This is a genomic window from Niabella beijingensis, assembly GCF_020034665.1.
GTDB lineage: Bacteria > Bacteroidota > Bacteroidia > Chitinophagales > Chitinophagaceae > Niabella > Niabella beijingensis.
Map to the genome: position 1 here is coordinate 1,294,073 of NZ_JAIQDI010000002.1, position 24,079 is coordinate 1,318,151.

Annotated in this window: 14 protein-coding genes and 1 tRNA gene; 9 read left to right on the forward strand and 6 right to left on the reverse strand. The window is 47.4% G+C overall.

Features of this window, described 5'->3' with window-relative positions; genetic code table 11:
• Positions 1–41 precede the first annotated feature (41 nt).
• From K7B07_RS21400 to K7B07_RS21415, 4 genes are all read left to right on the forward strand, one after another.
• Positions 42–2,420: an ABC transporter permease gene (locus tag K7B07_RS21400; RefSeq protein ID WP_223712583.1), complete on the forward strand. Its 2,379-nt coding sequence runs from the start codon at positions 42–44 to the stop codon at positions 2,418–2,420.
• A 304-nt stretch (positions 2,421–2,724) separates the two neighbouring features.
• Positions 2,725–5,130, forward strand: coding sequence for an ABC transporter permease (locus K7B07_RS21405; RefSeq protein ID WP_223712584.1), 2,406 nt, complete (start codon positions 2,725–2,727; stop codon positions 5,128–5,130).
• Between the two features lie 297 nt (positions 5,131–5,427).
• A complete protein-coding gene (locus K7B07_RS21410; protein ID WP_223712585.1) occupies positions 5,428–6,105 on the forward strand; it encodes an ABC transporter ATP-binding protein in 678 nt (225 codons plus the stop codon).
• A gap of 63 nt (positions 6,106–6,168) precedes the next feature.
• Positions 6,169–7,476, forward strand: coding sequence for a TolC family protein (locus tag K7B07_RS21415; RefSeq protein WP_223712586.1), 1,308 nt, complete (start codon positions 6,169–6,171; stop codon positions 7,474–7,476).
• A 128-nt stretch (positions 7,477–7,604) separates the two neighbouring features.
• Here K7B07_RS21415 and K7B07_RS21420 read toward each other — a convergent pair whose 3' ends face one another.
• The 5 genes from K7B07_RS21420 to K7B07_RS21440 form a co-directional block, all read right to left on the reverse strand.
• Positions 7,605–8,369, reverse strand: a complete 765-nt coding sequence (locus K7B07_RS21420) for a M12 family metallo-peptidase (protein WP_223712587.1) — start codon at positions 8,367–8,369, stop codon at positions 7,605–7,607.
• Positions 8,370–8,445: 76 nt separating this feature from the next.
• Positions 8,446–8,895: an NUDIX domain-containing protein gene (locus K7B07_RS21425; RefSeq protein WP_223712588.1), complete on the reverse strand. Its 450-nt coding sequence runs from the start codon at positions 8,893–8,895 to the stop codon at positions 8,446–8,448.
• Positions 8,892–9,833 carry a magnesium transporter CorA family protein gene (locus tag K7B07_RS21430; protein ID WP_223712589.1) on the reverse strand — a complete coding sequence of 314 codons (942 nt, stop codon included), beginning with the start codon at positions 9,831–9,833 and terminating at the stop codon, positions 8,892–8,894. Before K7B07_RS21430 ends, K7B07_RS21425 begins: the two co-directional genes overlap by 4 nt.
• Complete coding sequence (gene dapF, locus K7B07_RS21435; RefSeq protein ID WP_223712590.1) at positions 9,830–10,618, reverse strand: diaminopimelate epimerase; 789 nt, start codon at positions 10,616–10,618, stop codon at positions 9,830–9,832. Before dapF ends, K7B07_RS21430 begins: the two co-directional genes overlap by 4 nt.
• A gap of 67 nt (positions 10,619–10,685) precedes the next feature.
• The gene (locus tag K7B07_RS21440; RefSeq protein WP_223712591.1) at positions 10,686–11,561 is read right to left on the reverse strand and encodes a nucleoside phosphorylase; all 876 of its coding nucleotides are present in this window, start codon (positions 11,559–11,561) and stop codon (positions 10,686–10,688) included.
• 130 nt (positions 11,562–11,691) lie between these two features.
• Between K7B07_RS21440 and K7B07_RS21445 the strand changes: the two genes are divergently transcribed.
• The 5 genes from K7B07_RS21445 to K7B07_RS21465 all read left to right on the forward strand — a co-directional run bounded on the left by K7B07_RS21445 (position 11,692) and on the right by K7B07_RS21465 (position 20,086).
• Positions 11,692–11,762, forward strand: a tRNA-Cys gene (locus K7B07_RS21445).
• A gap of 583 nt (positions 11,763–12,345) precedes the next feature.
• The gene (locus K7B07_RS21450; RefSeq protein WP_223712592.1) at positions 12,346–15,444 is read left to right on the forward strand and encodes a SusC/RagA family TonB-linked outer membrane protein; all 3,099 of its coding nucleotides are present in this window, start codon (positions 12,346–12,348) and stop codon (positions 15,442–15,444) included.
• A gap of 21 nt (positions 15,445–15,465) precedes the next feature.
• A complete protein-coding gene (locus K7B07_RS21455) occupies positions 15,466–16,998 on the forward strand; it encodes a RagB/SusD family nutrient uptake outer membrane protein (RefSeq protein WP_223712593.1) in 1,533 nt (510 codons plus the stop codon).
• 42 nt (positions 16,999–17,040) lie between these two features.
• On the forward strand, positions 17,041–18,909 hold the full coding sequence (locus tag K7B07_RS21460) for an arylsulfatase (protein WP_223712594.1): 1,869 nt from the start codon (positions 17,041–17,043) through the stop codon (positions 18,907–18,909).
• 139 nt (positions 18,910–19,048) lie between these two features.
• A complete protein-coding gene (locus K7B07_RS21465; RefSeq protein WP_223712595.1) occupies positions 19,049–20,086 on the forward strand; it encodes a sterol desaturase family protein in 1,038 nt (345 codons plus the stop codon).
• 82 nt (positions 20,087–20,168) lie between these two features.
• On the opposite strand, the gene K7B07_RS21470 is transcribed toward K7B07_RS21465, so the two are convergent.
• Positions 20,169–24,029, reverse strand: coding sequence for a TIM-barrel domain-containing protein (locus tag K7B07_RS21470; RefSeq protein WP_223712596.1), 3,861 nt, complete (start codon positions 24,027–24,029; stop codon positions 20,169–20,171).
• Positions 24,030–24,079 lie beyond the last annotated feature (50 nt).

Below are 24,079 nucleotides of genomic sequence, written 5' to 3' on the forward strand. Positions count from 1 at the left end.
ATCAGGAAGATTTCGACATTGTCTGATTTTTAACACTCAAAATGCATGAACAACTGATGATCAAAAATTACTTTACTACCGCCTGGCGCAGCCTGCTAAAGAATAAAATATTTGCTGTTCTGAACATTGCGGGGTTAACCGTCGGAATGGCCAGTGCTTTGATGATCCTGCTTTGGGCACAACATGAAACAAGCGTGGACCGCTTCCACTCCAACCTGGATCGTATTTACCAGGTATGGTCCAATGATACAGTAGAGGGGACAGTGCACACCATATCGTTCACCCCGGAAATAATGGCCCCCTCATTGAAGACGGACTTCCCTGAGGTGGAAAGAGTGAGCCGGCTGGAGTGGACACGCAACCTGCTGACAACAGGGATTGATAAAAACCTGATGTCGACCGGAGCTGTGGTGGATCCGGACTTTTTATTCATTTTTAGTTTTTCTTTGGCCGCCGGAAACAAGGAGACTGCTTTAAACCATCCCAATTCGATCGTAGTTACGGAAACTTTTGCACGGAAACTTTACGGGAAAGAAAATGTTATAGGGAAGACCCTACAGATGGGACACTCCAAAAATTACACGATTACCGGTGTATTGAAAGATCTTCCGGAAAATACACAGTTTAAAGATGTTGAGTACCTGCTTTCTTATAACGAAAGATCCCAGGCCAATGAGGTGAACAACGACTGGAGTAATTTTTCCGTGGCTACATTTGTTTTATTGAAGCACCAGGCGAATGCCGCCGCATTTAACAGAAAAATAAAGAAGATTGTTTCCTGGCACACCAGCGGAGCACAGAAGACCGACGCATTTATTTACCCGGTCTCAAAGCTACACCTGTATGCGGATTTTGAAAACGGCAAGCCTGCTGGCGGACAGATTATATTGGTCAGGGCATTTACTGCAGTAGCGGTGATCATTCTTTTGATAGCCTGTATTAATTTCATGAATCTTTCCACTGCCAGAAGTGAAAAACGGTTGAAAGAAATAGGGGTCCGCAAGGCCGTAGGCGCAGGCCGTTCTTCGTTGATCGCTCAGTTTCTTGTTGAATCGTTGCTTATTACCTTTGTTGCTGCCGTGCTGGCAATAGTACTCGCCAGTTGCACCTTGCCTTTCTTTAGCACATTGACCGGCAAAATGCTTCACATTGATTATGGTAACGGTTATTTTATCCTGGCGTTGCTGGGTTTTATACTGGTTACCGGCTTGCTGGCCGGCAGCTATCCCGCGCTTTTCTTGTCGGCCTTCCGCCCGGTGGCCGCATTAAAAGGGAATTTTTTTAAACTAAACGCTGCTGTAACTCCACGGAAAATACTGGTAGTAATACAGTTTTCCGTAGCCATCGTGCTGGTAGCAGGCACGGTCATCATCATCCGCCAGATCAGTCATGCACAGGAACGAAATAAAGGCTATGATATGGAACAGCTGGTAACGATCGTTATGAATGACCGGATGCAGCAAAATTTTCCGGTGATCAAACAGGAGTTATTACAGCAGGGGATCGCGATATCTGTGGCAAGGGGGCAATCACCGCTTACACAAAACTGGAGCTATGGCAATCATTTGCAGTGGCAGGGAAAACCTCCCGGCACCCTGACACAGATCAACAGATATACGGCCGATGCGGACCTTGTGAAAACAACAGGAATGCGGTTGATGGCAGGGCGGGATATCGATATCCTGCGGTATGCCGGTGATTCTACTGCCTGTCTTATCAATGCAGCTGCATTGAAATTAATGCAATTCAAACAACCAATCGGACAGGTGATCACTGATGATGACCAACAATGGCATGTGGTGGGAGTTGTAGAAGATTTTATACAGGAGTCTCCCTATCAATCCGTTAAACCATTGATCATCCGCGGACCAAAGCTATATATGGGGGTAATGCTGGTCCGGTTGAACGGAGGTACGAATGTGGGCGTAAATCTGATGTCGATGGAGCGAGTCCTTAAAAAATACAATCCGGGTTATCCTTTTGAATACCGGTTCACTGATGAGGAGTTTGCCACGAAATTTGAAAATGAACAACTCATCCGGAAACTCGCTGCGATGTTCACAGGTCTGGTGATTTTTATATCCTGTCTGGGCTTATTTGGTCTGATGGCCTATATGGCAGAAAGCAGGATAAAAGAAATCGGGATCCGGAAAGTATTGGGGGCCTCGGCCCTGAATATCATAGGTTTGTTGTCGAAAGATTTCGTAAGGCTGGTACTGATCGCATTCACCATTGCGATTCCTGTATCCTGGCTGCTGATGCAGCACTGGCTGGCTGGTTTTACTTACAGGGTTGCTGTTACCTGGGATGTTTTTATTATTGCAGGATCCGTGGCTGTCCTCGCTACGCTGATGACGGTTAGTCTGCAAGCCATTAAAGCTGCGCTGGCCAATCCTGTAGCCGCGCTGAGAAATGAATAGCTGATCAATATCCAGATGTCAGTGATCCGGTTTGAGCCATAAGACCTGATATGTAAACAATTAATATCGAAGACGGAACGCCGGATGGACGATATAGACGTCTCGTGGCTGACAGCCCGAATGCTCATAAACTGTATCAAAACCGGACAGTTCCTGTTTTAAAAACGCACAACCGGAGGAATGAATATGTTTGTTGTATATTTATTATCAGTTGTTTATGTTAGTGGCATCAAGGTTGGAACAAAGGCCATAACGGCAGTGATGACTCCGGTCTTCCTTCCGGGGTGTAAATCAACAAGCAGGTATGATCAGGAACTATATAAAAATAGCGTGGCGGAATATCCGGAAGCAGGTATTATACAGTAGTGTAAATATCATCGGACTTTTTGCCGGTATCCTGTTTTTCTTTTTGATCGGTGCTTATGTGTGGAGTGAGTTCCGGGTAAACCGGGAACTCAAAAATGCGGGGAACCAATATATACTCACAAGTTTGTGGAAAAATCCGGATATGGGAACAGACCTGGCGACAATTGGTCCCTTGGCAAAACGCTTAAAAGAAGATTATCCCAGGCTTGTAAGGAATTATTACCGGTTTGATGGCATTACAGCTGTTGTTGCAAAGGGCGACAAAAAACTTAAGCAGGATGTACAGCTGGGCGATTCCGGTTTTTTGACCATGTACGGCTTTAAATTGCTGGGAGGTAATGCTGCTACAGCCTTGGAACAGCCTTTTAGTGTGGTAATCACAAAAAAAATAGCATTCACCTATTTTAACAGCACAGATGTGATCGGTCAAACTCTGGCCATACGCAGCTTCTCAGGAGATATTCATGATTTTAAGATCACGGCAGTATTAGATGAGCTTCCGGAGAATACGGTTACACAATTGACATCTGCATCTCCAAGCCAGGTTTTCGTTCCCGTAGCCAACTATGATTATTTTGGCCGCACCGATCTGGACAGCTGGCAAAATATTTATATTGCCTCTTATATTGAGTTGCAAAATGGTGTGAAAGCCGCGGACCTCAAAGCGCCGATTGAACAATTATTAAAACAGAATACAACCGAAACGGTGCAGCAGTATCTTCGTGTAGCTCCTGTACCGCTTACAAAATATCACTTGAGCAGAAATAATGGCCTGATACAGCGTACTGTTTATACGTTGTCGCTGGTGGGATTATTCATCCTGATAATGGCTGTGATTAATTTTGTTAATGTAAGCATCAGTAATGCCGGTACGCGGATCCGGGAGATTGGAGTACGCAAGGTAATTGGGGGAAGAAGGAGACAGCTCGTTTTCCAGTTTCTTTCAGAATCGGTCATCCTGGTGGCTCTTGCTGTTCTTCTGGCCCTTGCCGCTTATCCTGTAACGAAGGGTGTTTTTGCAGATGTGGTTGGTAAGCCCCTTCCGTCACTATTTTCCTTTCCCCCGTATTTCGTGGTTTTTCCGCTTTTACTGATATTGGTCATCGGGGTTTTATCCGGACTGTACCCTGCACTTCGACTTTCTTCCATTAACATGATAAATGCAATGAAAGGAACGCTTAAATCTGTTGGCGAGCATGTATTGTTGCGGAAAGGGTTGGTGACATTCCAGTTTGCAGTTGCGTTACTGGTACTCGTTGCGGCCTTTGTGATTACCCGGCAGGTAATGCATTTTTTCAGCAGAAGTCTGGGTTATAATAAGGAATTTATGGTATCTGCACAGGTGCCGCGTGATTGGTCGAAACCCGGCGTAGATAAGATGATTTCAATAAGAGATCAATTTGCTGCATTACCGGAAGTGACGGCGGTCTCTTTATCTTATGAGATCCCGAACGGAAACAACGGGGGACAGGCACCCGTGTATAAAATGGGAACGGATACCGCTTCGGCACTTCCGTTCCAGGTCTTGTCGAGTGATGAAAAATATCTAAATACATACGGGATCGCGTTAAAGGAGGGGCGTTCTTTTGAAGGGTACCGCCGCGATTCAGGACAGGTGATCCTTAATGAAACAGGCGCCAGAGTCCTGGGTTATCAATCGGTTGCTGATGCGGTCGGCAAAAAGATACAGATACCGGGGGATCCAACGCTATTTACAGTAAAAGGCGTTGCCGGTGATTTTCATTTCGGATCCATGTTGGGGAAGATACCACCGATCCTGATCTTTAACATTAACTTTAATCCTACGTATCGCTTTTTATCGTTCAGACTGAAACCCGGAAATGTTCAGGCTTCCCTGGATGCCCTGCAAAAAAAATGGTCATCACTGATACCAGAAACTGCATTCGAATACCGGTTTATGGATGATGATTTACAGATCATGTACGCCAAAGAGCTGCAGTTAAAAAAGGCGGCTTATGTGGCAGGCATCCTGGCCCTGGTTATTGTATTGCTGGGCATATTCAGCCTGGTTTCTTTAAGTATCCAAAAACGGATTAAAGAGATTGGTGTACGAAAAGTTCTTGGAGCTTCCGCCTCCAGTATCGTACGGCTGCTGGCAAGGGAATTTGTTGTGGTATTGCTGATCGCAGTGTTGGTTGCGGTACCTCTTGGTTACTGGTTGATGAGCAGATGGCTGCAGAATTATGCATATCATATAAAAATAGCACCGGAAATATTTGTTGTTGCTTTTTTTTGCATTGCATTCGTTACTTTTTTGCTCATCGCCGCGCAAGCGGCAAAGGCAGCGTTCGCTAACCCTGTAAAAGCGTTACGCTCGGAATAAACCGTTGTGATCTAATCAGGATGAAAAGTGTTTTAATAAGTAGTGGTGAATAATTTGTTGGAAATGGGTTTAAATAAAATAAATAATGACACTCAGAATACCATTGTTACAGCAATCTGTAACTCCATACCAATTGCTTTTTATGTTGAACAAGTAGCCGCGCATCTTACCTGCCGGGATAATCATTTCCCGGTGGGAAGTTGCAGCGGAATACCCGTTTTAAGGGCAGCAGGTAAATCTCAATTCTCGAATCTTAAATCTCAAATCTGACGTCTCAATACTGAAATCTTATAAATTATGTTATTAGCATTAAGAGGAATTTACAAATGGGTGAACACGGGGATCAACCGCACTTTTTTGCTCAAGGATATCAACCTGGATATTGATGAAGGAGAATTTGTGTCTGTAATGGGCCCTTCCGGCTCAGGAAAGTCGACATTGCTGAATGTGATCGGCATGCTGGATGATTTTGATGAAGGACAGTATCATTTTATGGGTGAAGCCGTACAGCAGCTGAAGGAAAAACAACGCACGGCATTGTACAAACAGTATATCGGGTTTGTCTTTCAGGCCTATCACCTGATCGATGAGCTTACCGTTTATGAGAATATTGAAACGCCGCTCCTGTATAAGGGGATTAAAACCTCTGAACGGAAGGCGATGGTGGCCGATATGCTGGACCGGTTCCAGATCGTGGGGAAAAAAGATCTGTTCCCGACCCAGCTTTCAGGCGGACAACAGCAACTGGTGGGAATTGCAAGAGCGCTGATCGGTAATCCTAAATTGCTGTTGGCAGATGAACCGACCGGTAACCTGAACTCCAGGCAGGGGGAGGAGATCATGGAATTGTTCCGTCAGCTGAACCAGGAGGGGGTAACCATTATCCAGGTAACCCATTCCGAAAAGAACGCCGAATACGGGTCCCGGATCATTCATTTGTTAGACGGACATGTGGAACGCAGAAACAATGGATGACGCCCGCTTACAGCTGGCAGCTTATGGCTGAAGGCTGATTTCTCAATGTTCAATTTTCAATACATGAAGTTTTTTTTTATCGGATTTTTTTTCATATTTATTCCGCAGATGCTGCTGGCACAGGATAAAAATTATACCCTGGAGCAATGCATTGATATTGCACTTAACAGCAACCTGCAGGTGACCCAGGCGGCCAACCAGGCCGGACGCGATCAGATCGGCAAAAAGCAGGCCCGGCTGAACATGCTGCCCAATCTGAATGCATCAGCAAGTCACGGCTGGTTCTTTGGCCGGAGTATTGATAATACGACCAATGCTTTTGTTGATAATAATATTTATTCCGGAGATTATAATATTTCCGGTGGTGTTACCTTATTCCGGGGAATGAATCTGCAGAATACCGCCCGCCAGGCGGCTATGACAGCCGCAGCTTCTGACATGAGCTGGCAACAACAGAAGGATAATATTACCTTAAACGTGATCCTGGCCTACCTGCAAATGATGAGTTCTCAGGATATCCTGTCACAAACCAACGACCAGGCAACGCTTTCCGAAAAACAGGTGACCCGGCTGAAAGATATGGATGCCAAGGGTGCAATAGCACCATCGGATCTTTTTGATATGAAGGGCCAGTATGCCAATGACCAGGCTACGATTATCAATGCAAAACGTGATGTGGAAACGGCAAAGATCAACATCTGCACATTAATGAATGTTCCCTACGACAGCAGTATGAAGTTTGAACGGATGACTGTTTCGGATATCCTTGAGAAAAATAATACAAATGCTACCGATGCCTACGAGGCAGCGCTCCAGCGTTTCGCGCAGATAAAGGCCGCGGACTTCTCTGTTAAGAGTGCGACTTACGGGCTGAAGGCTGCCCGCTCCAAACTGTTCCCCACGCTCGACTTTGGTTATGGCATGAGCAGCCGTTATGCACAGTCATCTTCAGCAAGTCTGGCCGACCAGCTGAAGAACAACAATAATAAAAACCTGGGCTTTACACTGTCAGTGCCCATTTTTAACAACCTGCAGGCACGGAATAATATAAAACTGGCCCGGCTTGATCTGAAGGACGCGGAGCAAAATGACAAGGCGGTAAAAACACAGTTGCAACAGAACATTGAGGCCGCTGCAGTAAATATGAATGCTGCCTTTGACCGGTATAAAAAATTGCAGGACCGCGTGAATGCCCTGCAGCAATCGTACCAGGCCGCAGAAGCGCGCTTTAACGTGGGACAATGGAACTCGGTGGAATATCTTACCGTAAAAAATAACCTCGACCGTGCCAACATTGACCTGATCGGCGGGAAGTATGAATACCTGCTGCGGGTGAAGATCTATAATTATTATCAGGGGATAGGGAATTAGCTGTCAGTTTTCAGCTGTGAGATTTGAGCTGCGAGAATTCAGGAAGGAGCTGTTGCGATCGGAGCGCCTCATTTCTGAATGTTCAACGCTCAAATGTATTCACTTCCCGGTTTCATCAATTGTTGCTGTCACTTGCCTCCATTGGCCTTCAGGTCGGCAATACAGCCCGCATCCAGTGCCGGGGGGTTATTGCGCGATAAAAAACCAAACACATCGGTGGTTTCCGAAGCGTAAAACATAAGGCATTGCTCGTTGCTGCAATGATTGCCATGTGCTGCGTCTTTATGTGCGGACTGCATGGGCGATCCGAGGTCAACCAATCCCAGCAAATGTCCTATTTCATGCTCCAGAACGGTGGCCTCCAGTTTGGTCCGGCTCACCTGTCCGAAGCCACCGGAGTTCTCATGGATCTTTTTACCCATCAGGGCGGCCGAGGTATTGCGGTATACGATTCCCAGGGTACCGGCATCGGTAAAATCACTGTTGGAATAAAGGATATACACACTTAATTGAGTGCCGCTGTTAAAAACTGTGCGGTTATTATTCTCGATCTCCTTGATCTGGCTCAGCGACAGCGTTGTTTTACCGGGGTCCGCAATGATCGTTGTGGTAATGGTAATTCCCCCCGGCTTATGGAGCCGGTTGGCGAGGAATTGTTTTAACTGATCCAGCGCCGCTCCGTCAGGGGCATAGCCCCGGATGTATTGTATCTCTACAATGAGGGAACTGAAAGGAGTACTGGTCAACAGATCCTTTGACGCAGCTCCAACCGGTTTGGTATAGGCGGCAGCATCTGCATCAGGATTGTTGTTAAAAGGAGTGTCCTTTTTAGAGCAGCCACAAACGGCAAGCACAGCAGTGATCCATACGATCGGGGCAATAATTCGTTTCATACCGGCGGATTAAACTTGGTCTCAAAAATAGGGTTTTTGTGCGGTATGCAGCAGTTCTGTCAGCAACAGTAACAGGCTACCCGCGTTCTTTCAGCAGGTCGGCGGCAATCTTATCAATCGGCAAGGTCATTACATCGGCCGAGAAGTGAGCCCAGTCTACAAAGCGGAAGTTTTCCGTGATGAGGGCCGGATAGACGGGCTGGCCGTTATTCACCGGAAAAGACAGGGGTTCCAGCGGACGTACGATATAATAGATAGAGATCAGCTGGTGCGCATCATTAAATGCCGATTGCTGGAAGAAATCGGTGGTATACAGATGATCCACCACTGCTACCTCCACATTCATTTCCTCCTTACATTCCCGTATGATACAGTCGCGCGTACCTTCACCAAGTTCCAGTCCTCCGCCGGGGAACTTGGTGACCTCCCGGTTGTTGAAATAAATACGTTCATCGCTTACCAGTACCTGTTTCCGGTCATTCACCAAAATACCGTATACCCGGATATTAAAAGAAGTTAAGGTCATTCCAGTATTTTTTTTCTGAAGGCCAGCACACCGAGTATCACGGCCAGCAGCAGCGAAAGGATGGCTACTATATAAAATGCGTAAGGAGAATGTTCAAACCCGCTCGGTACATTCATGCCAAAGATACTGGCGATCAGTACAGGGAAACTCAGTACGATGGTGGCAATGGCCAGTCGTTTTAACACCTGGTTCTGGTTATTGGCGATAATACTGGCAAAGGTATCCATCGTGCTGCTGAGGATATTGGTATAAATATTTGCCATTTCGAGGGCCTGGGAATTGTCTACCATAAGGTCTTCCAGAAGCTCCGATTCGGTTTCTGTAAGCTGAAGGAACCGGGTGCGTTGTATCTTGGCCAGTAACAGCTCATTGGAGCGCAGGGCGGTTACGAAATATACCAGGCTCTTCTGGATCTTCATCAGTTCCAGCAGGTGCTCATTTTTATTGGCATCATAGAGCTTTTGCTCGATCACATTCCGTTTTTGATTGATCTCCTTCAGGTACTCCATAAAGTTCTGGATGATCTTTTCTATGATCTTGATCACCATCATATTCTTTTTGTCCGGCTGGCGGTTCTGAAAGGTGTTCAGGAATTTTTTTATGGCGGCGTTTTCGAACGAGTTTACGGTAACGATATGATTGTGGGTGAGGATAATGACGATAGGAATGGTGATGTAATAGGCATCGCTTTCGTTGAATGAATTATTTTCGGTGGGCGTTTTAATAACAATGAGCTTTACATTGTCGTCTTCATCATAACGGCTGCGCTCATCGATATCCAGCGAGTCGGTCAGGAAGTCGATCGGGATCTCCAGCTGATCGGATAATTCATCAAATTCCTCCTGTTTCAGCGGTGGAACTACATTTACCCAGCTGTCGTTTTCCGGCTCGGAAATTTCGACGATATGGTGATCGAGATTTTTAAAGTATTTGATCATAGCGTTTCTGTGCTTATGCTGCCTTCGAAAACCTGTACTGCAGGGCCTTTCAGCCAGATGCTGTTAAAGCTGCCGTCCGGCTCCCGGCGGTATCGCACGGTAAGCTTTCCACCAAGGGTTTCTATGTTGACTGCGTTAAACCCGTTTTCGTTGTGATGAAAAACCAGCGCGGCTGCAGTAACACCTGTTCCGCAGGAATAGGTCTCATTTTCCACACCCCGTTCATAGGTACGTACGATCAGGGTGTCTGGTTCCTTTACCTGAACAAAATTGACATTGATACCTTCGTCGGAGAAATCCCTGCTATACCTTATTTTTCTTCCTTCTTTAAAAACATCGAGCTGCATCACATCCGGTTCCAGCTGTACATAGTGCGGCGATCCTGTGTTCAGGATAGCGTCGGTCTTATACTCCCTGATGCCATCCACGTCTTTCATTTTTAATGCGATCTCGCCATCTTCGATGGTTGCATCATGCGGCCCGTCCGTGGCGATAAAATGATAAGTGCTTTTCTTGATGCCCCTGTCGTGGGCAAACTGTACGATACAGCGGCCGCCGTTTCCACACATGGAACCTTCCCGTCCGTCGGCATTGAAATAAACCATCTCAAAATCATAACCCTCTTTTTCATTGAGCAGCATAAAACCGTCTGCACCGATACCAAAGCGCCGGTCGCACATATTTTTTATCACCGCCTCGGTAAGCCCGGAGTAGGCGCCTTCCCGGTTGTCTACAAGTATAAAATCATTTCCGGTACCCTGGTATTTATAAAAAGATAAGTTCATTTTGTTATTATAATAAATTCAACGGTTCTGTAAGGTGGTTGGTTATTCAGTTTGTCCGGACGGGGACCTAGAAATTGTTCTTGAATGTTTCGAGGAACTTCCGGATCAATTGCTCCACGGCTGCTTTTCCGTCCTTGCTGAACTCTTTTACGATCCGGTTCGCAACAATGGCATTTAATGCCAGACAGTGGTGCCCCAGCAATTTGCCCAGTCCAAAGATCGCGGAGGTTTCCATTTCAAAGTTGGTGATCCGGTGCTGACCGAAACTGAAATCGGTCAACCGGTCAATAAGCTGCGGATTGCGTACGCCCAGGCGCAGCACCCTTCCCTGAGGGCCATAAAACCCCGGGCAGGTTACAGTAATGCCCTGGTGAAAATCGGTGACAAAATGCTTGAGAAGGGAAGGAGCAGCACCTGTTATATAGGGCGTACTCAGTCCCTGCATCTGAACATGGGTAACAAACGAATGCAGCAACTGAATTTCTTCATCGGTTTCCTCCGGACGGTAAAAGTTTAAAAGATTATCCAGCCCCAGCCCGTGGGTGGATGCCACAAAACTGTCTACAGGAATGTCTGCCTGCAGGGAACCGGAAGTACCCACCCGTATGATATTGAGCGACTTCAGCTCCGGGCGGATCTCCCGTGTTTCAAAATCAATATTTACAAGCGCATCCAGCTCGTTCATCACTATATCTATATTGTCCGGACCGATCCCGGAAGACAAAACCGTAAGCCGTTTGCCGCTGACGGTACCGGTATGGGATACAAATTCCCGGTGCTGACGCCTGATCTCTACGGTGTCGAAATATTTGCTGAATTCAGCCACCCTGTCCGGGTCGCCGACGGTAACCACAGTGCCCGCCAGTTCCTCCGGACGAAGATCCAGGTGGTAAACGGCCCCCCTGTTATTGATGATCAATTCCGATTCTGCGATCCTGCTCATAAAAAGGTCTTTAATCTTTGCTATTATTTATCAAAAATATCCTATTTTTGCCAGCCTTCAAAGATTAAATGGTCTGATGAATGTCCGGATCAGGTTTCCGGCATTATAAGATCACTAACCGGCGATAAATGGTCTCGTGGCCGAGTGGCTAGGCAGAGCTCTGCAAAAGCTCGTACAGCGGTTCGAATCCGCTCGAGACCTCTCTTAAAAGACCCGTTTTGGTTTTTCCGGACGGGTCTTTTTTCATTCCGGCAATAACCCCGAATCAGCCCTGGGTTTAATAGGTTTACAAAAGCTTATGTGCTATCCCACTTTGCATATGTGTTATTCCACCTGCTGCTGCCTTAAAAAATATTGAGCCGGGAGGTGCGGCAACACTTATTTTGTGGGCAGCTTTTCCCATATATTTTTACAAGAATAAAATATAAGTCTATAAATTTGGTAGACTAAAAAAATACTGTTAATCTTGCAGATTATTATGAACTCCTCAACATTCAGTAATAGGATTAATCAAAAACCATCGGTGTTAAACATGGGCGGCCTATTTGCTTTTTTTGTCTGTTGTTGCAGCTGTTAGCCTGATGCCTTTTTTAAGGCGATTTCCTTTTTAACCATTTTTTTTACTTAACCGATCTTTTCGCGATGGACGACTCGTAGAAATATCACAAAAATGCCGGGCCTGTTGGCGCAGATACCCGGCTGCATCATAAAGTGTTTCCCTGTTAAAAGATCCCGTATGCCATTGCATACAGGCCACCTTATTGTTTAATGCAAATCAAATGTAATGAAAAAAAAGTTCATCGTTTTTTTATTGCTTACCATCTTGTTTACACCACTGCTGAAAAATGCGTATTCACAGGAACCGCATGCTGTTATCAATACCCAATTCAAAGGCTATGTATACGACTCGGCATCAAAGCTGCCTCTTGATGGTGCCACCGTGCTGATAAAAGGTACCACCAACCAGTCGCGGGCGGATGAAAAAGGCCATTTTAATTTAAGAACAGGGCAGAAGCTGCCTTTTACCATCATTGTATCTTTTGTGGGATACGAAACACGGGAAGTGTATGTTACCGATGCCGTTGTTTCGGTTCCGTTGGAACGGCGGAAGAACGACCTCGGAGAAGTTGTGGTAGTTGGCTACGGCACTCAGAAACGAAGCAGCATTACAGGAGCTGTGGCCTCCGTATCAAAAACCAGCCTGTCGCAACCTGCCGTAGCATTTGATAACCTGCTCCAGGGCGCCGTCTCCGGGGTGGCCGTTACCCAATCCTCCGGACAGCCCGGCAGCACCGCTACTATAAGAATCCGCGGCGGAAACTCTATCAATTTCGGAAATGATCCGTTGTATGTGATCGACGGGTTTATTGTGTACAATAATAACAGTCTTACCAATACCGGTGCTTCCAGCGGAAGCGGTGTTAATGCACTTTCTACCATCAATCCTTCCGATATAGAATCAATTGATATTTTAAAGGATGCAGCAGCCACAGCCATCTATGGCTCTAGGGGAGCGAACGGGGTCGTGATCATTACCACCAAGAAAGGACGAAAGGGTAGGACCGAACTGAATTACAGCGGTTATTTCGGTCAGCAGGAAGCTGCCAAAACACACCGGTTGCTGAACGGCGGGCAATGGGCATCACTGATCAATGATATCAATAAAAGTGATAACCAGCCTGCAACATTTACGCAGGAGCAGATAAATGCATTCGGTGCCGGCGATAACTGGCAGGAGGCCGCACTCCGTCGCGCCGCAACCCAGAATCATGAATTATCCATATCCGGGGGGGATGAAAAATCCCGTTTCCTGATCTCCGGAAATTATTTCGATCAGGATGGCGTGATCCGAAACACCGGCTTCCGCCGCTACTCCGGCCGTATCAACTATGAGCGGGAACTGAACAGTAAATTTACAGTAGCAGCAAATGTATACCTCAGCCGGGCAGGTCAGGACAAGCTTTCCGGTGCCAACTTTGGCGGTACCGGATTTAACGGGGCGTTTCCAACACTGATTCTTACTCCACCTGTGGTGAAAATAAAGAACGGCGACGGCAGTTATAACACGCAGAACCCTTATATCGCTACTCCAACAAATCCGCTCTGGGATATTACGGCCACAGAAAATGGAACGCAGATCAACCGCAGTCTCGCCAACGCTTATGTTGAATACAGGATCATTGACGGACTGGTACTAAAATCTTCTTTTGGCATCGACCAGCTGACCACCAAGCAGAATTATTATGCTCCGTCCTATACGGCAGCGGGTTATGCAGCTGGTGGTGTTGCCGCTGTAGGCAATATACAGGGCAGTTCCTGGTTGAACGAGAATACATTAACCTACTCGAAAATCATTCGGGATCGGCATGCATTGAATGTACTGCTGGGATATACAACCCAGTACTCAGAAGATGAAAGCACCGTGGCGGGTGCGCAGAAATTTGCTTCAGACCTTACAGAATACAATAACCTGTCACTGGGTGGAACAGCAGTGCTGCCTTCATCAGACGCGCATGCGTCGGCTCTTAATTCGTTCCTGGGAAGGATCAATTATACATTTGATGAGAAATATTCTGTTTCGCTTACACAACGTGCAGATGGCTCGTCCCGGTTAGGAAGGAATAATAAATGGGGCTTTTTCCCTTCGGTGGGTATTTCCTGGAATGCGGTCAGGGAACGGTTCCTGGAACAGAGTGACGTGATCTCTAATCTTAAGATCAGAGCGTCTTACGGACAAACAGGAAATTCGGAAGTGCCGCCTTACAGCTCGCTGTCGGTGCTGGCTGCCAGTAATTATTTTTTTAACGGGGCGCTGGTTACCGGTGTGGCGCCATCGCAGCTTGCAAATGCAAACCTGAAATGGGAAACCACCACCCAGTGGAACGCGGGTATTGATGCGGGCTTTTTTAAGAACCGGATCAGTATTACGGCCGATGTGTACGGAAAGAAGACCAGTGATCTGCTGCTGTTTGTGCCCTTTCCATTATATACGGGTTACAACACGGTCTTAAAAAATGCCGGAAGCGTTTCCAACAGCGGTGTCGAGTTCTCATTCAATACAGAGAATATACGGGGACGACGATTTAACTGGAAGTCTTCACTGGTATTTGCTACAAACAGGAATAAAGTACTGAACCTGGGAGATGGGGTGGACTACTATTATCCCGTAGCACCTACAGGGTTTGTGTCGCCGGTGATCGTAAAAGTAGGATTGCCGGTATCCACCTTCTGGGGATATAAGACGGATGGACTGCTGACCGCAGCGGATCTTGCAGCCAATACACCAAAACTGGCCGGTGTATCACAGCAGGAAGGCGACCGGAAATATGTGGACACGAACCATGATGGTGTTATTACCACAGCGGATAAAGTAAACCTGGGAAATGCACAGCCGAAATTCAGCTTTGGTATAACCAACAACTTTACCGCCTACGGGTTTGATCTCTCTGTTTTCCTTCAGGGTACTTATGGCAATAAGGTATTTAATTTTATCCGCCAAAAACTGGAGCTTCCCACCTTATCATTGAACGCGTCGGCCTCGCTGCTCGATCGCTGGAGCCCCGAACATCCGGAAGGAAAAGAGCCCAGGGCTACGAATTCACCGGTACCGCAAGTTATTGATCGTTATATAGAGGATGCCTCTTTTCTGCGGGTAAAGAACATCACACTGGGCTATACACTTCCCGCAAACCTGCTTGCCCGGTACAAAATAACAAAACTACGGTTGTATATCACCGGTCAGAATCTTATCACAATTACCCCTTACAGCGGTCTTGATCCGGAAGCCAATCTTTACGATGTGGATAATACCAAACAGGGGATCGACTATGGGATCTATCCTTCAACGAAAACGATCCTTGTCGGACTGAACATTACCATTTAATCATTCAAACAACGATCTATTATGAGCAGTATAATGAAATTCATCCCCCTGTCTGTTAGCTTCATTTTTGCGGTAACTATTACAGGATGCAATAAGCTAAAGGAACTCCCTGAGTCGGTGATCACGGAAGACCAGTATTATAAGACTGCTTCTGACGCGGTGAGCGCGGTCAATGCGGTCTATGGCAGTCTCAATGGCGATCCGGCGGGGGACTTTCCAATCTATGGCCGCAACCTGAATATCCTGATCAGCAATGGCTCCGATGAACAGGTATTCAGCCCTTCCAATACCAATCCGGATGTACGGGCCATTGGCACGATCACCTATGTTGCCGAGAACGACCGGGTACGGAAAATATGGCAGCAGCATTATTATGGAATCAACAAGGCGAACATAGCCATCGATAAGATACCGGGCATTGAAATGGATGAAACCCAGAAGAACCGGCTTGTGAATGAGGCCCGTTTTATAAGAGCGCTCCTGTATTTTAACCTGGTGCGTTTATTTGGAGGAGTACCCCTCGTGCTTCACAATCCTTCTTCGATTGACATAGAGGCGGTAAAACTGAAAAGAGCGACTGCCGAAGAAATATATGTCCAGGTCATTGATGATCTGACCGCTGCCACCGCATTACCTGCTTCTTTTTCCGGTGCCGATAAAGGCCGCGCCACATCCGGCGCTGCGCTTGGTATGCTGGCCAAAGTGTATGTTACCAGGAAAGACTGGGCAACGGCGCGGACAATACTTGAAAAAATACTGACAGCAGGAACGTTTACCGGTGCAACAGGTACCTACGGGTATGATCTGTTCCCCGTTTTTAAGGATGTGTTTCAGAAACCTACCAAAAACGGAAAAGAACACCTGTTTTCCGTACAATATGAATCGAACCTGGGAGCAAGGAACGTGCAGAATTTCCTGAGCGGCTCCAATTTCAATTCCTTTAATCCCAAATCTTTTCCCGGCGATGTACCGGATGAGAACCTGCCGAAAATCTTTGAAGAGGCAGACACCCGGAAAGCTGCCTCTTTCTTTACAAAGATGCTGAACCCTGCCACCGGGCAGGAAGTGGATTTTTCTCCGGTAACACGTTATGCAAAGTTCATTGATTTTAGTCTGAACCCGATCACCAACCAGGCGCAGAGTGGCATCAACTATCCGGTATTGCGTTACGCGGATGTACTGCTGCTGTATGCGGAAGTACGGAACGAATTACAGGGCCCTTCGGCAGAAGCCTACAAGGCGCTGAACATTGTAAGAGCACGTGCTTATGGTTTGTATGTGGGTAATGGCAGTTATACCGATCACCGCCGGGATCTTTCAGGTCTGAGCCAGGCAGGCTTCCGGGAGGCCGTTTTTCTGGAGCGGCGGAAAGAACTGGTGCAGGAGGCTAACCGCTGGTTCGATCTGGTACGTAAAGGCACGCTGGTGGAAGAACTGAAAAAAATCCCTGCCAAAACGAGCAATGTATCTGAAAAAAATTACCTGTTCCCGATACCGCAGGTGGAACTTGATCTCAATAACCTGCTTACACAAAACCCGGGATGGAGCAGGTAATCCCGGAATTTCCAACAATAAACCGTTTTAAAAAATGAAATTATGAAAATCAGAATTATTGCAGCGCTTGCATTACTGCTCCTGGCCGGTAGCCGGGCAACGGCTCAGCAAAAAGAGCCTTTTCGGGGTAAAATAGGCAAAACACTGGCTACATCCGAAGAATGGTGGCCGCAACCGGTGACGCCGCCCTCCAACGCACCGAATGTGGTATGGGTGCTGCTGGATGATGTGGGATACGGAGCCTCCAGCAGTTTTGGAGGACTGATCCAAACGCCGACATTCGACTCGCTGGCCAATAACGGATTGCGGTATACCAATTTTCATACTGCTGCCATCTGCGCACCAACAAGGTCTGCATTGTTAACCGGCCGTAATTCTCACTACGTGGGCGTAGGCGGATTTTCACATGTGGCGATGTCTGCCGGATTTCCCGGCTGGAACGGCCGTATCCCTGAAGATAAAGGAACCATTGCCCAGATCCTTCAATCATACGGATATAACACATTTGCCGTAGGGAAGTACGGACTGACGCCGGATGAGGAAGCCACGGACGCGGGTCCTTTCGACCGGTGGCCCGGGGGGAAAGGCTTTGAGCAGTTCTTCGGATTCCTGGGATCGCAGACCGATCAGTATGATCCCGATCTCGTGGAAAATAATGCACATGTTAAAACAGATGGCCGGCATCTGAATGACCAGATAACGGATAAAGCCATTTCCTATATACAGAAGCAACAGCAGGCGGCGCCCGGTAAACCGTTCTTCCTCTATTATTCGCCCGGTGCAGTGCACGCCCCGCACCAGGTTGCACCGGAATTCACGAACAGGTATAAGGGGCTCTTTGATGAGGGGTGGGATAAGTACCGGGAAAAAGTACTGGCGAACCAGATCCGGTTGGGAGTAGTGCCAAAGAATGCAAAATTGCCGGACCGCAACGCGGATATCCCTGCCTGGGATCAGCTGCCCGCCGAAAAGAAAAAATTATATGCCCGCTTTATGGAAGCTTATGCGGGCTATCTTACTTATACGGATTATTGTGTGGGCCGGCTGATCCGTTATCTGAAAGAAGCAGACCTGCTGGAAAACACGGTTGTTGTTGTGATGATCGGAGATAATGGAGCCAGCAAAGAAGGAACTTTCCAGGGCACCTTGCAGCCCCGGAACCAGATCGGCAAACAAACGGAAGAAGAGCAGCTCCGGTACAACCTCTCCCGTATCGATGATATCGGACTTCCCCAGGGGAAGAATACGAACTATCCGCTCGGCTGGGCGCAGGCCACCAACACACCATTCCGCCAATGGAAGCAGGATGCTAATGCAGAGGGGGGCACACATAATCCGCTGATCATTTTTTATCCCAGGGAAATAAAAGAAAAAGGCGGCATTCGCACACAATACAGTCATGTGATTGATATACTGCCTACAACACTTGATCTTGTGGGTGTAAAAGCACCGGCCTCCATACGGAATATTCCGCAGGACAGCATCCAGGGTTATTCCTTATTTAAAACACTGAACAACGCAGCAGCTGTTGCGGATCACCGGGTGCAGCATTATTATATTTTTGGCGCGCGATCGGTTTATGCCGATGGCTGGAAAGCCGCCACAGCACATCATCCAGACGCAATCGATTATGTAAAAACACGCACCACAGGCTGGAAGGGTGACCCCGGCCGGTGGGATAAGGATGAATGGGAATTGTATAACCTGAATGAAGATTTTAACGAAAGAGAAAACCTTGCAAAGAAATATCCCGAAAAACTGGAAGCCCTGAAAAAGCTGTTTGATCAGCAGGCCGAGAAAAATAACCTGTACCCACTCATCGACTGGGAAGATGTGTATGAAAAAAGGATCCATAAAAATTATAAACCTGCCGTATATGGTACGCCAGTACCACCGGCAGCGGGAAAATAAAATCTGCCGGCTATGAATGACCTGATCACACTCACAAAAAAAATAATCATCAGTATCGGTATTGTTATCGTGCCACTGGCTTTTATAGCCGGTGGCCTTTACCTGCTGCAATTATTGCTCACGCATTAAACTATCGTATATGAACTATAAAATTGAAAATCCCCGGAAGTTAACAAGAGACCTTCTTGTAAGTCTGGGGTTGTACCTCCTGCCCGTTGTGCTGATGTTCGGCTATTTTTATATAGTGAATGAAAAACCCTGGCAAAATACCATTGCTGAAAATCTGCATATCGCGCGGGAAAATATACCGTCCTGGTTGCAGTCGTCTTTTACCCATCTTCGCAAATGGGGACTCATTGTCCTGGCAATTGCGGTGGGTTTTATTGAAGTAATCGCGGGGCTTTATGAGAACCGCCGATGGACACGCAATGAAAAGATACTGGACCTCGTATGTTTTGTGGCACCTAAGTTGCTGTTTGTTCCCGTGCTCACCTTTTTCAGCCTTAGGCTGTTACCGGTATTGCTGCCATCGGCAAAGGATGCCTTTATATGGGTGCCGTTCTGGTGGGGGGCGCTGATCATTGCTGTGGCGGATGACCTTACCCAGTACTGGTATCACCGGCTGCATCATCAGGTGCCGTTCCTGTGGAGGTTTCACCGCACGCACCATTCAGCTCCCTATATGGGCATGTCCATGGCCAGCCGGCAGAATATTATCTATACGATCTTCTTCTCACAGATCTATCTTATTGCTATACTTACTTACCTGGGGCTGGGGTTGCCCGCATTATTTGTAGGTGGTATAAAATCGCTGATCACACTTTCGGCACACAGCAGCATCAAATGGGATAAACCTTTTTATACCAACCGGTGGCTGCATCCGGCGGGTTGGGTACTGGAACGGCTGATTTCCACTCCGGCTACCCATCACGCCCACCACGCAGATACTACGGATGACGGAATAGGGCATTATAAAGGCAATTTTGGAAATATGTTCTTTATCTGGGATATGATCTTTGGTACCGGCATCATTACCCGGAAATATCCGGAGACCTATGGCGTAAAATCGTACCGGGAGGAGGAATGGTATGCGCAGTTCCTCTGGCCGGTATTTAAATCAAAAAAACAGGGAAGCGAATTGTCCAGGGGAGGACCTGTTGTTGCTGATGAATCCTAGCACCGACGTGATGGTACCGCCCTTTCGGCCGGAGCGGAGCAGCTGTGCGGCTGCTCTGCCACGGTCGGGGAAGACTTTTTACCTAAAAACTTACCGTATTCAGCCGCTTATCCACCAGGATGCCGTCAGCAAGTTTGAGATCAACATCGAGGTTGCGTTTGGCTTTTAGTTTTATGATGAAAAGATCCTGTGTACCTTCCAGCGCAGGTTGGTCGCCAATGTTTACAAAAGTTGGATACAACACTTTTTTACCATTGCTGTGGAGCCGGTCATTGGTCATGTTTTCCAGCTCTTTCATATTTAACGGGCTGATGCCTGCAAACTCATAGTCCTGCGTATTATAAGGCAGGGCAAAACTCAATGCATTTACGGCTTTCAGGTTGATGCCTTTGACGGTGATTTCGATCACCTCATCTTTTTTATAAGCTTTCTTTGCCGTTACGACTTCAATCCGGCCCTGTAATGTATCGGCGTTGCTCAGGTCGGCACCACCTTCAAGACGGGTGGCTACATTGGAAATGTCGTAGGCATCGATCAATCCGTTCCTGTTGATATCGCCATTGCTGATATACCCTTCAAAATCGCCGTCGCCGGTCCTTAGCCCGGTATAGTTGATATAGGAGGTAAGGTCGTTGTTGTCGATGATATGGTCGTTATTGATATCGCCGGGAATATAACTTTCTGAGCCAGGCACTTTAAACACATACAGCTCACGTCCGGATCCGAAATCACCTACAGCTTCAGTAACAGAGATTTTTATATAACGGGCTGTGGGATGGTTGGGGAAACCGAATGTTTTGGTATCACCGTTCTTTGCCCATTCAAAATTACCCGCCTCTGTCCAGCCGGATTTGCTGGTACTATAAGCCACACTTCCTTTCAGCAGCACGCCGTTGCCACGGGTGCGGGGCAGGTACTGGATCTTATCCAGCTGGTTTACGGATCGCAGATCCAGCACGAGGTCGAACGGCACTGCTTTTGTACCCCATTTGGTATGCCAGAGATTGCTCTCATCAAAATCAACCAGCTGGGCAACCTCACTGCCTTCCTGATCAGGAGCAGATGCTGTTGCGATCATATCCTTAATAGCAAATTCCAGCGGATTTACTTTTGTTGTTGCCGTAAGGGTCGCCCAGGGAGACTGTCCGTCTTTGTTCACAGACCGGAGTTTGAACCGGTAACCGGTCTCCGGAGTCAGCCCGTCAAACAGTAAACTGGTATCTTTTATCGTTGTATAAAGCTGCCCGTTGAATTCGATCTCATAAAAGTCGGCATTGCGTTGTTTGTTCCAGCTGGGTGTTAAGGTATAGGCCTGGCGGTTGCTGTCGGCGACCTGTGGCTGTGGCGGTGCTGTCAGCCTGCCCGTTTGTTGGTGCAGGTGATCATCCGGAGCAAAGAAAAATCCATTGACAGTGAGGGTGATGGTATGGGTGGTGATATCGGTTGCAGCCAGTTTTACCAGCAACTGCGGATTTTTGATAATAGCCGTCCGGGCAAACGGGCTGCCGGCTGTAGCGAAGCGGTTCAGATTGGGAGCTGCATTATAATAATAAACGTTTACCTGTTTCCGGAAGTCTTCAAGCGATGAGGCGGCTTTCAGTTTCAGGTTTGTGGCACCTGTTTTCGCAGTAATGCCTGCGGGTTTCCGGGTTACATTGATCCGGAATTCTGTGGACTTATTTTTCACAAAACCATCATAGCTGCCTTTGGTGGGTTGTATGGTGATCGTTGCGGTATTTTTTTGAACAGCCGACCGGATCAGTGTAGTGGCGCCGGTGCCTGATTTGTAGGCTTCTGTTACACCATCGTCATCATATTCGGTAAAGGAACTGTTGCCCGCGGGATAAAGTTCATAGATACGGCTGGTCTTATCGATCTGTGTACTATTATTGTTGGGATGGGTCATGGGAATGATGGCACCGGCTTTTACAAATACGGGAAGTTTCCAGAGGGGGGCTTCAAAATTGTTCACCACCCGGCCACCCTCATAAACGTCACCGGAAAAATAATCGATCCAGGTACCGGAAGGCAGGTAAATATTATTGCGGATATCGTTTCCTTTTTCATCGGCTTTTGTTTCCTGGTAAATGGGAGCCACCAGGAACCAGGGGCCATATAAATACTGGTATTGTGTGGCCTTGCCATAAGTGAAAGCGTTGGGATATTCCAGGAACAGAGCCCGGATCATGGGGAGTCCGTTCACGGCCTGTTTGGCGATGCTGTAGGTATAAGGTAGCAATTCTGATTTCAGTTTGAGATAGGTCCGGTTGATGGATGTTACCGGTTCGCCCAGTGCATAGGGATATTTTTCATTGGCACCCCAGCCGTCCATATTGAGCTGCATCGGTGTGAATGTTTTCCACTGAAAATCGCGGGTATTTACTTTGGTGTTTTTGCCGCCGAAGATCCCATCCATGTCTGAAGTGATATTGGGCTGCCCCGAAAGTCCTGATCCGAGGTAGGTAGGAATGTGGAAGCGGATGTACTCCCATACACCGCCCGTTTGATCCCCGCTCCAGATGCCGGCATAGCGCTGCGTTCCGGCCCATCCGTCCAGGGAAATAATAAAGGGGCGTGCATTATTTCCATATTTTGGTATGATATGACCCACATCCGACACGCCATTCAGACCAAAAGAGTACCCGGGTCCAACCCAGGCAACATCGGTCTTTAATACCCGCACACCGGCCACGCCTACTTCTTTGATAATATCCCGCTGCAGTAGGGCGGGGATACTGTCTTTGGGATGCAGATCGGATTGGGTCCAGAGGCCGATCTGTACGCCGTTGCTGCGGGCATAGTCGCCAAAGGCCTTCAGGTTCTGTATATTGCTGTCCAGGGTGCCGGTTTGCCCATACCCCGCGCCGTATCCGTCATTGGGAAGGATCCAGCCCAGGGGCAGGTCATGTGCCTTATAGCGGTCGATCACTGCTCTTGCAGAAAGCTGGTAATTGTTCTTTTCCCCGTTCAGTGATTCTTTGATACCCCCATTGTCTTTCTGACTTTCCTTATAGCGTTTGCCATCTTCGAAAAGTACACCCACTGTATCCGCTTTCCAGTAGTCGCGGTTATAGGCATTCAGGTGCCCTTCATAAAAACCGAATTTGGGCAGCAGCACCGGGTTGCCGGTCAACTGGTAAAAATCGTTCAGCAATGCCACCGGCTGTTTATCGATCATAAAGAATACATCCAGGTAATTGGTTTCATGAGAAAGGGTTACTGTGCCTTTTTCCCTGGCTCCAAAATCGTATTTCCCTTTTTTAAAGGTGTACCACATAAACCCGTATCCGTTTGTAGACCAGTAAAAGGGGGTAGGGGAGGCAACGCCGCCATCCGTCCAGCTGTTCTGGTTTTCTATAGCAATGATCTTTCCTTTATGAGAGAAGCGGCCGTTCTGCACACCGCCTCCGTAAAAATATTCAGATGGATCTTCTTTCAGCTTCAGGCTGGTGCCTTTCTTTTCGAACAATGCAGGACTAAGGGTTTGTACGGCTACCTGTCCGCTTTTGTTATTGATGATCTTCAGGCGTGCTGTTGTTTTGCTGAATTCAATAGTTACAGCAGCTGTAGCAATTACAAGTTGATTGCTGTTGCTTGTTATGTTCAGCTTTGAAACCGTTTTACGTGGGTTGTCTGTAAGAATGGATGCCGGTGGGGTAGCTTCCGGTGCCCGAAGCGATCCGCCCGAAGGATCTGCAAACAGGCGAAAGATATTGTCCCCATAAAAATCAAGTAATAACTCCAGGCGGTTGCTGAACCGGATCTTTACCGTTGTGGGGTTCACCTTTTCTGCACCGGTTATGGTGAGTGTATCAGCGGCTGGTTTTATCAGTGCCGGCTGTGAAGGGGTTACCTGCGCGGTACCCGTGATGATCGTTGCTGTGGCAAGCAGTGTAGTGATGATTCCTTTTCTGAAGAATGCAATTCCAGACTCCCGGTTCATTATAGCTGAGTTATGTTAAAAATGATCGTGTAAAAGTAACTAACCCCTGC

Excerpts from the sequence above, each read along its gene's own strand:
- K7B07_RS21440 (WP_223712591.1), bottom strand. The coding sequence starts at position 11,561 with ATGAGCAGGATCGCAGAATCGGAATTGATCATCAATAACAGGGGGGCC.
- dapF (WP_223712590.1), bottom strand. The coding sequence starts at position 10,618 with ATGAACTTATCTTTTTATAAATACCAGGGTACCGGAAATGATTTTATA.
- K7B07_RS21470 (WP_223712596.1), bottom strand. The coding sequence starts at position 24,029 with ATGAACCGGGAGTCTGGAATTGCATTCTTCAGAAAAGGAATCATCACT.
- K7B07_RS21405 (WP_223712584.1), top strand. The coding sequence starts at position 2,725 with ATGATCAGGAACTATATAAAAATAGCGTGGCGGAATATCCGGAAGCAG.
- K7B07_RS21415 (WP_223712586.1), top strand. The coding sequence starts at position 6,169 with ATGAAGTTTTTTTTTATCGGATTTTTTTTCATATTTATTCCGCAGATG.
- K7B07_RS21430 (WP_223712589.1), bottom strand. The coding sequence starts at position 9,833 with ATGATCAAATACTTTAAAAATCTCGATCACCATATCGTCGAAATTTCC.
- K7B07_RS21455 (WP_223712593.1), top strand. The coding sequence starts at position 15,466 with ATGAGCAGTATAATGAAATTCATCCCCCTGTCTGTTAGCTTCATTTTT.
- K7B07_RS21420 (WP_223712587.1), bottom strand. The coding sequence starts at position 8,369 with ATGAAACGAATTATTGCCCCGATCGTATGGATCACTGCTGTGCTTGCC.
- K7B07_RS21410 (WP_223712585.1), top strand. The coding sequence starts at position 5,428 with ATGTTATTAGCATTAAGAGGAATTTACAAATGGGTGAACACGGGGATC.
- K7B07_RS21400 (WP_223712583.1), top strand. The coding sequence starts at position 42 with ATGCATGAACAACTGATGATCAAAAATTACTTTACTACCGCCTGGCGC.
- K7B07_RS21460 (WP_223712594.1), top strand. The coding sequence starts at position 17,041 with ATGAAAATCAGAATTATTGCAGCGCTTGCATTACTGCTCCTGGCCGGT.
- K7B07_RS21425 (WP_223712588.1), bottom strand. The coding sequence starts at position 8,895 with ATGACCTTAACTTCTTTTAATATCCGGGTATACGGTATTTTGGTGAAT.
- K7B07_RS21450 (WP_223712592.1), top strand. The coding sequence starts at position 12,346 with ATGAAAAAAAAGTTCATCGTTTTTTTATTGCTTACCATCTTGTTTACA.
- K7B07_RS21465 (WP_223712595.1), top strand. The coding sequence starts at position 19,049 with ATGAACTATAAAATTGAAAATCCCCGGAAGTTAACAAGAGACCTTCTT.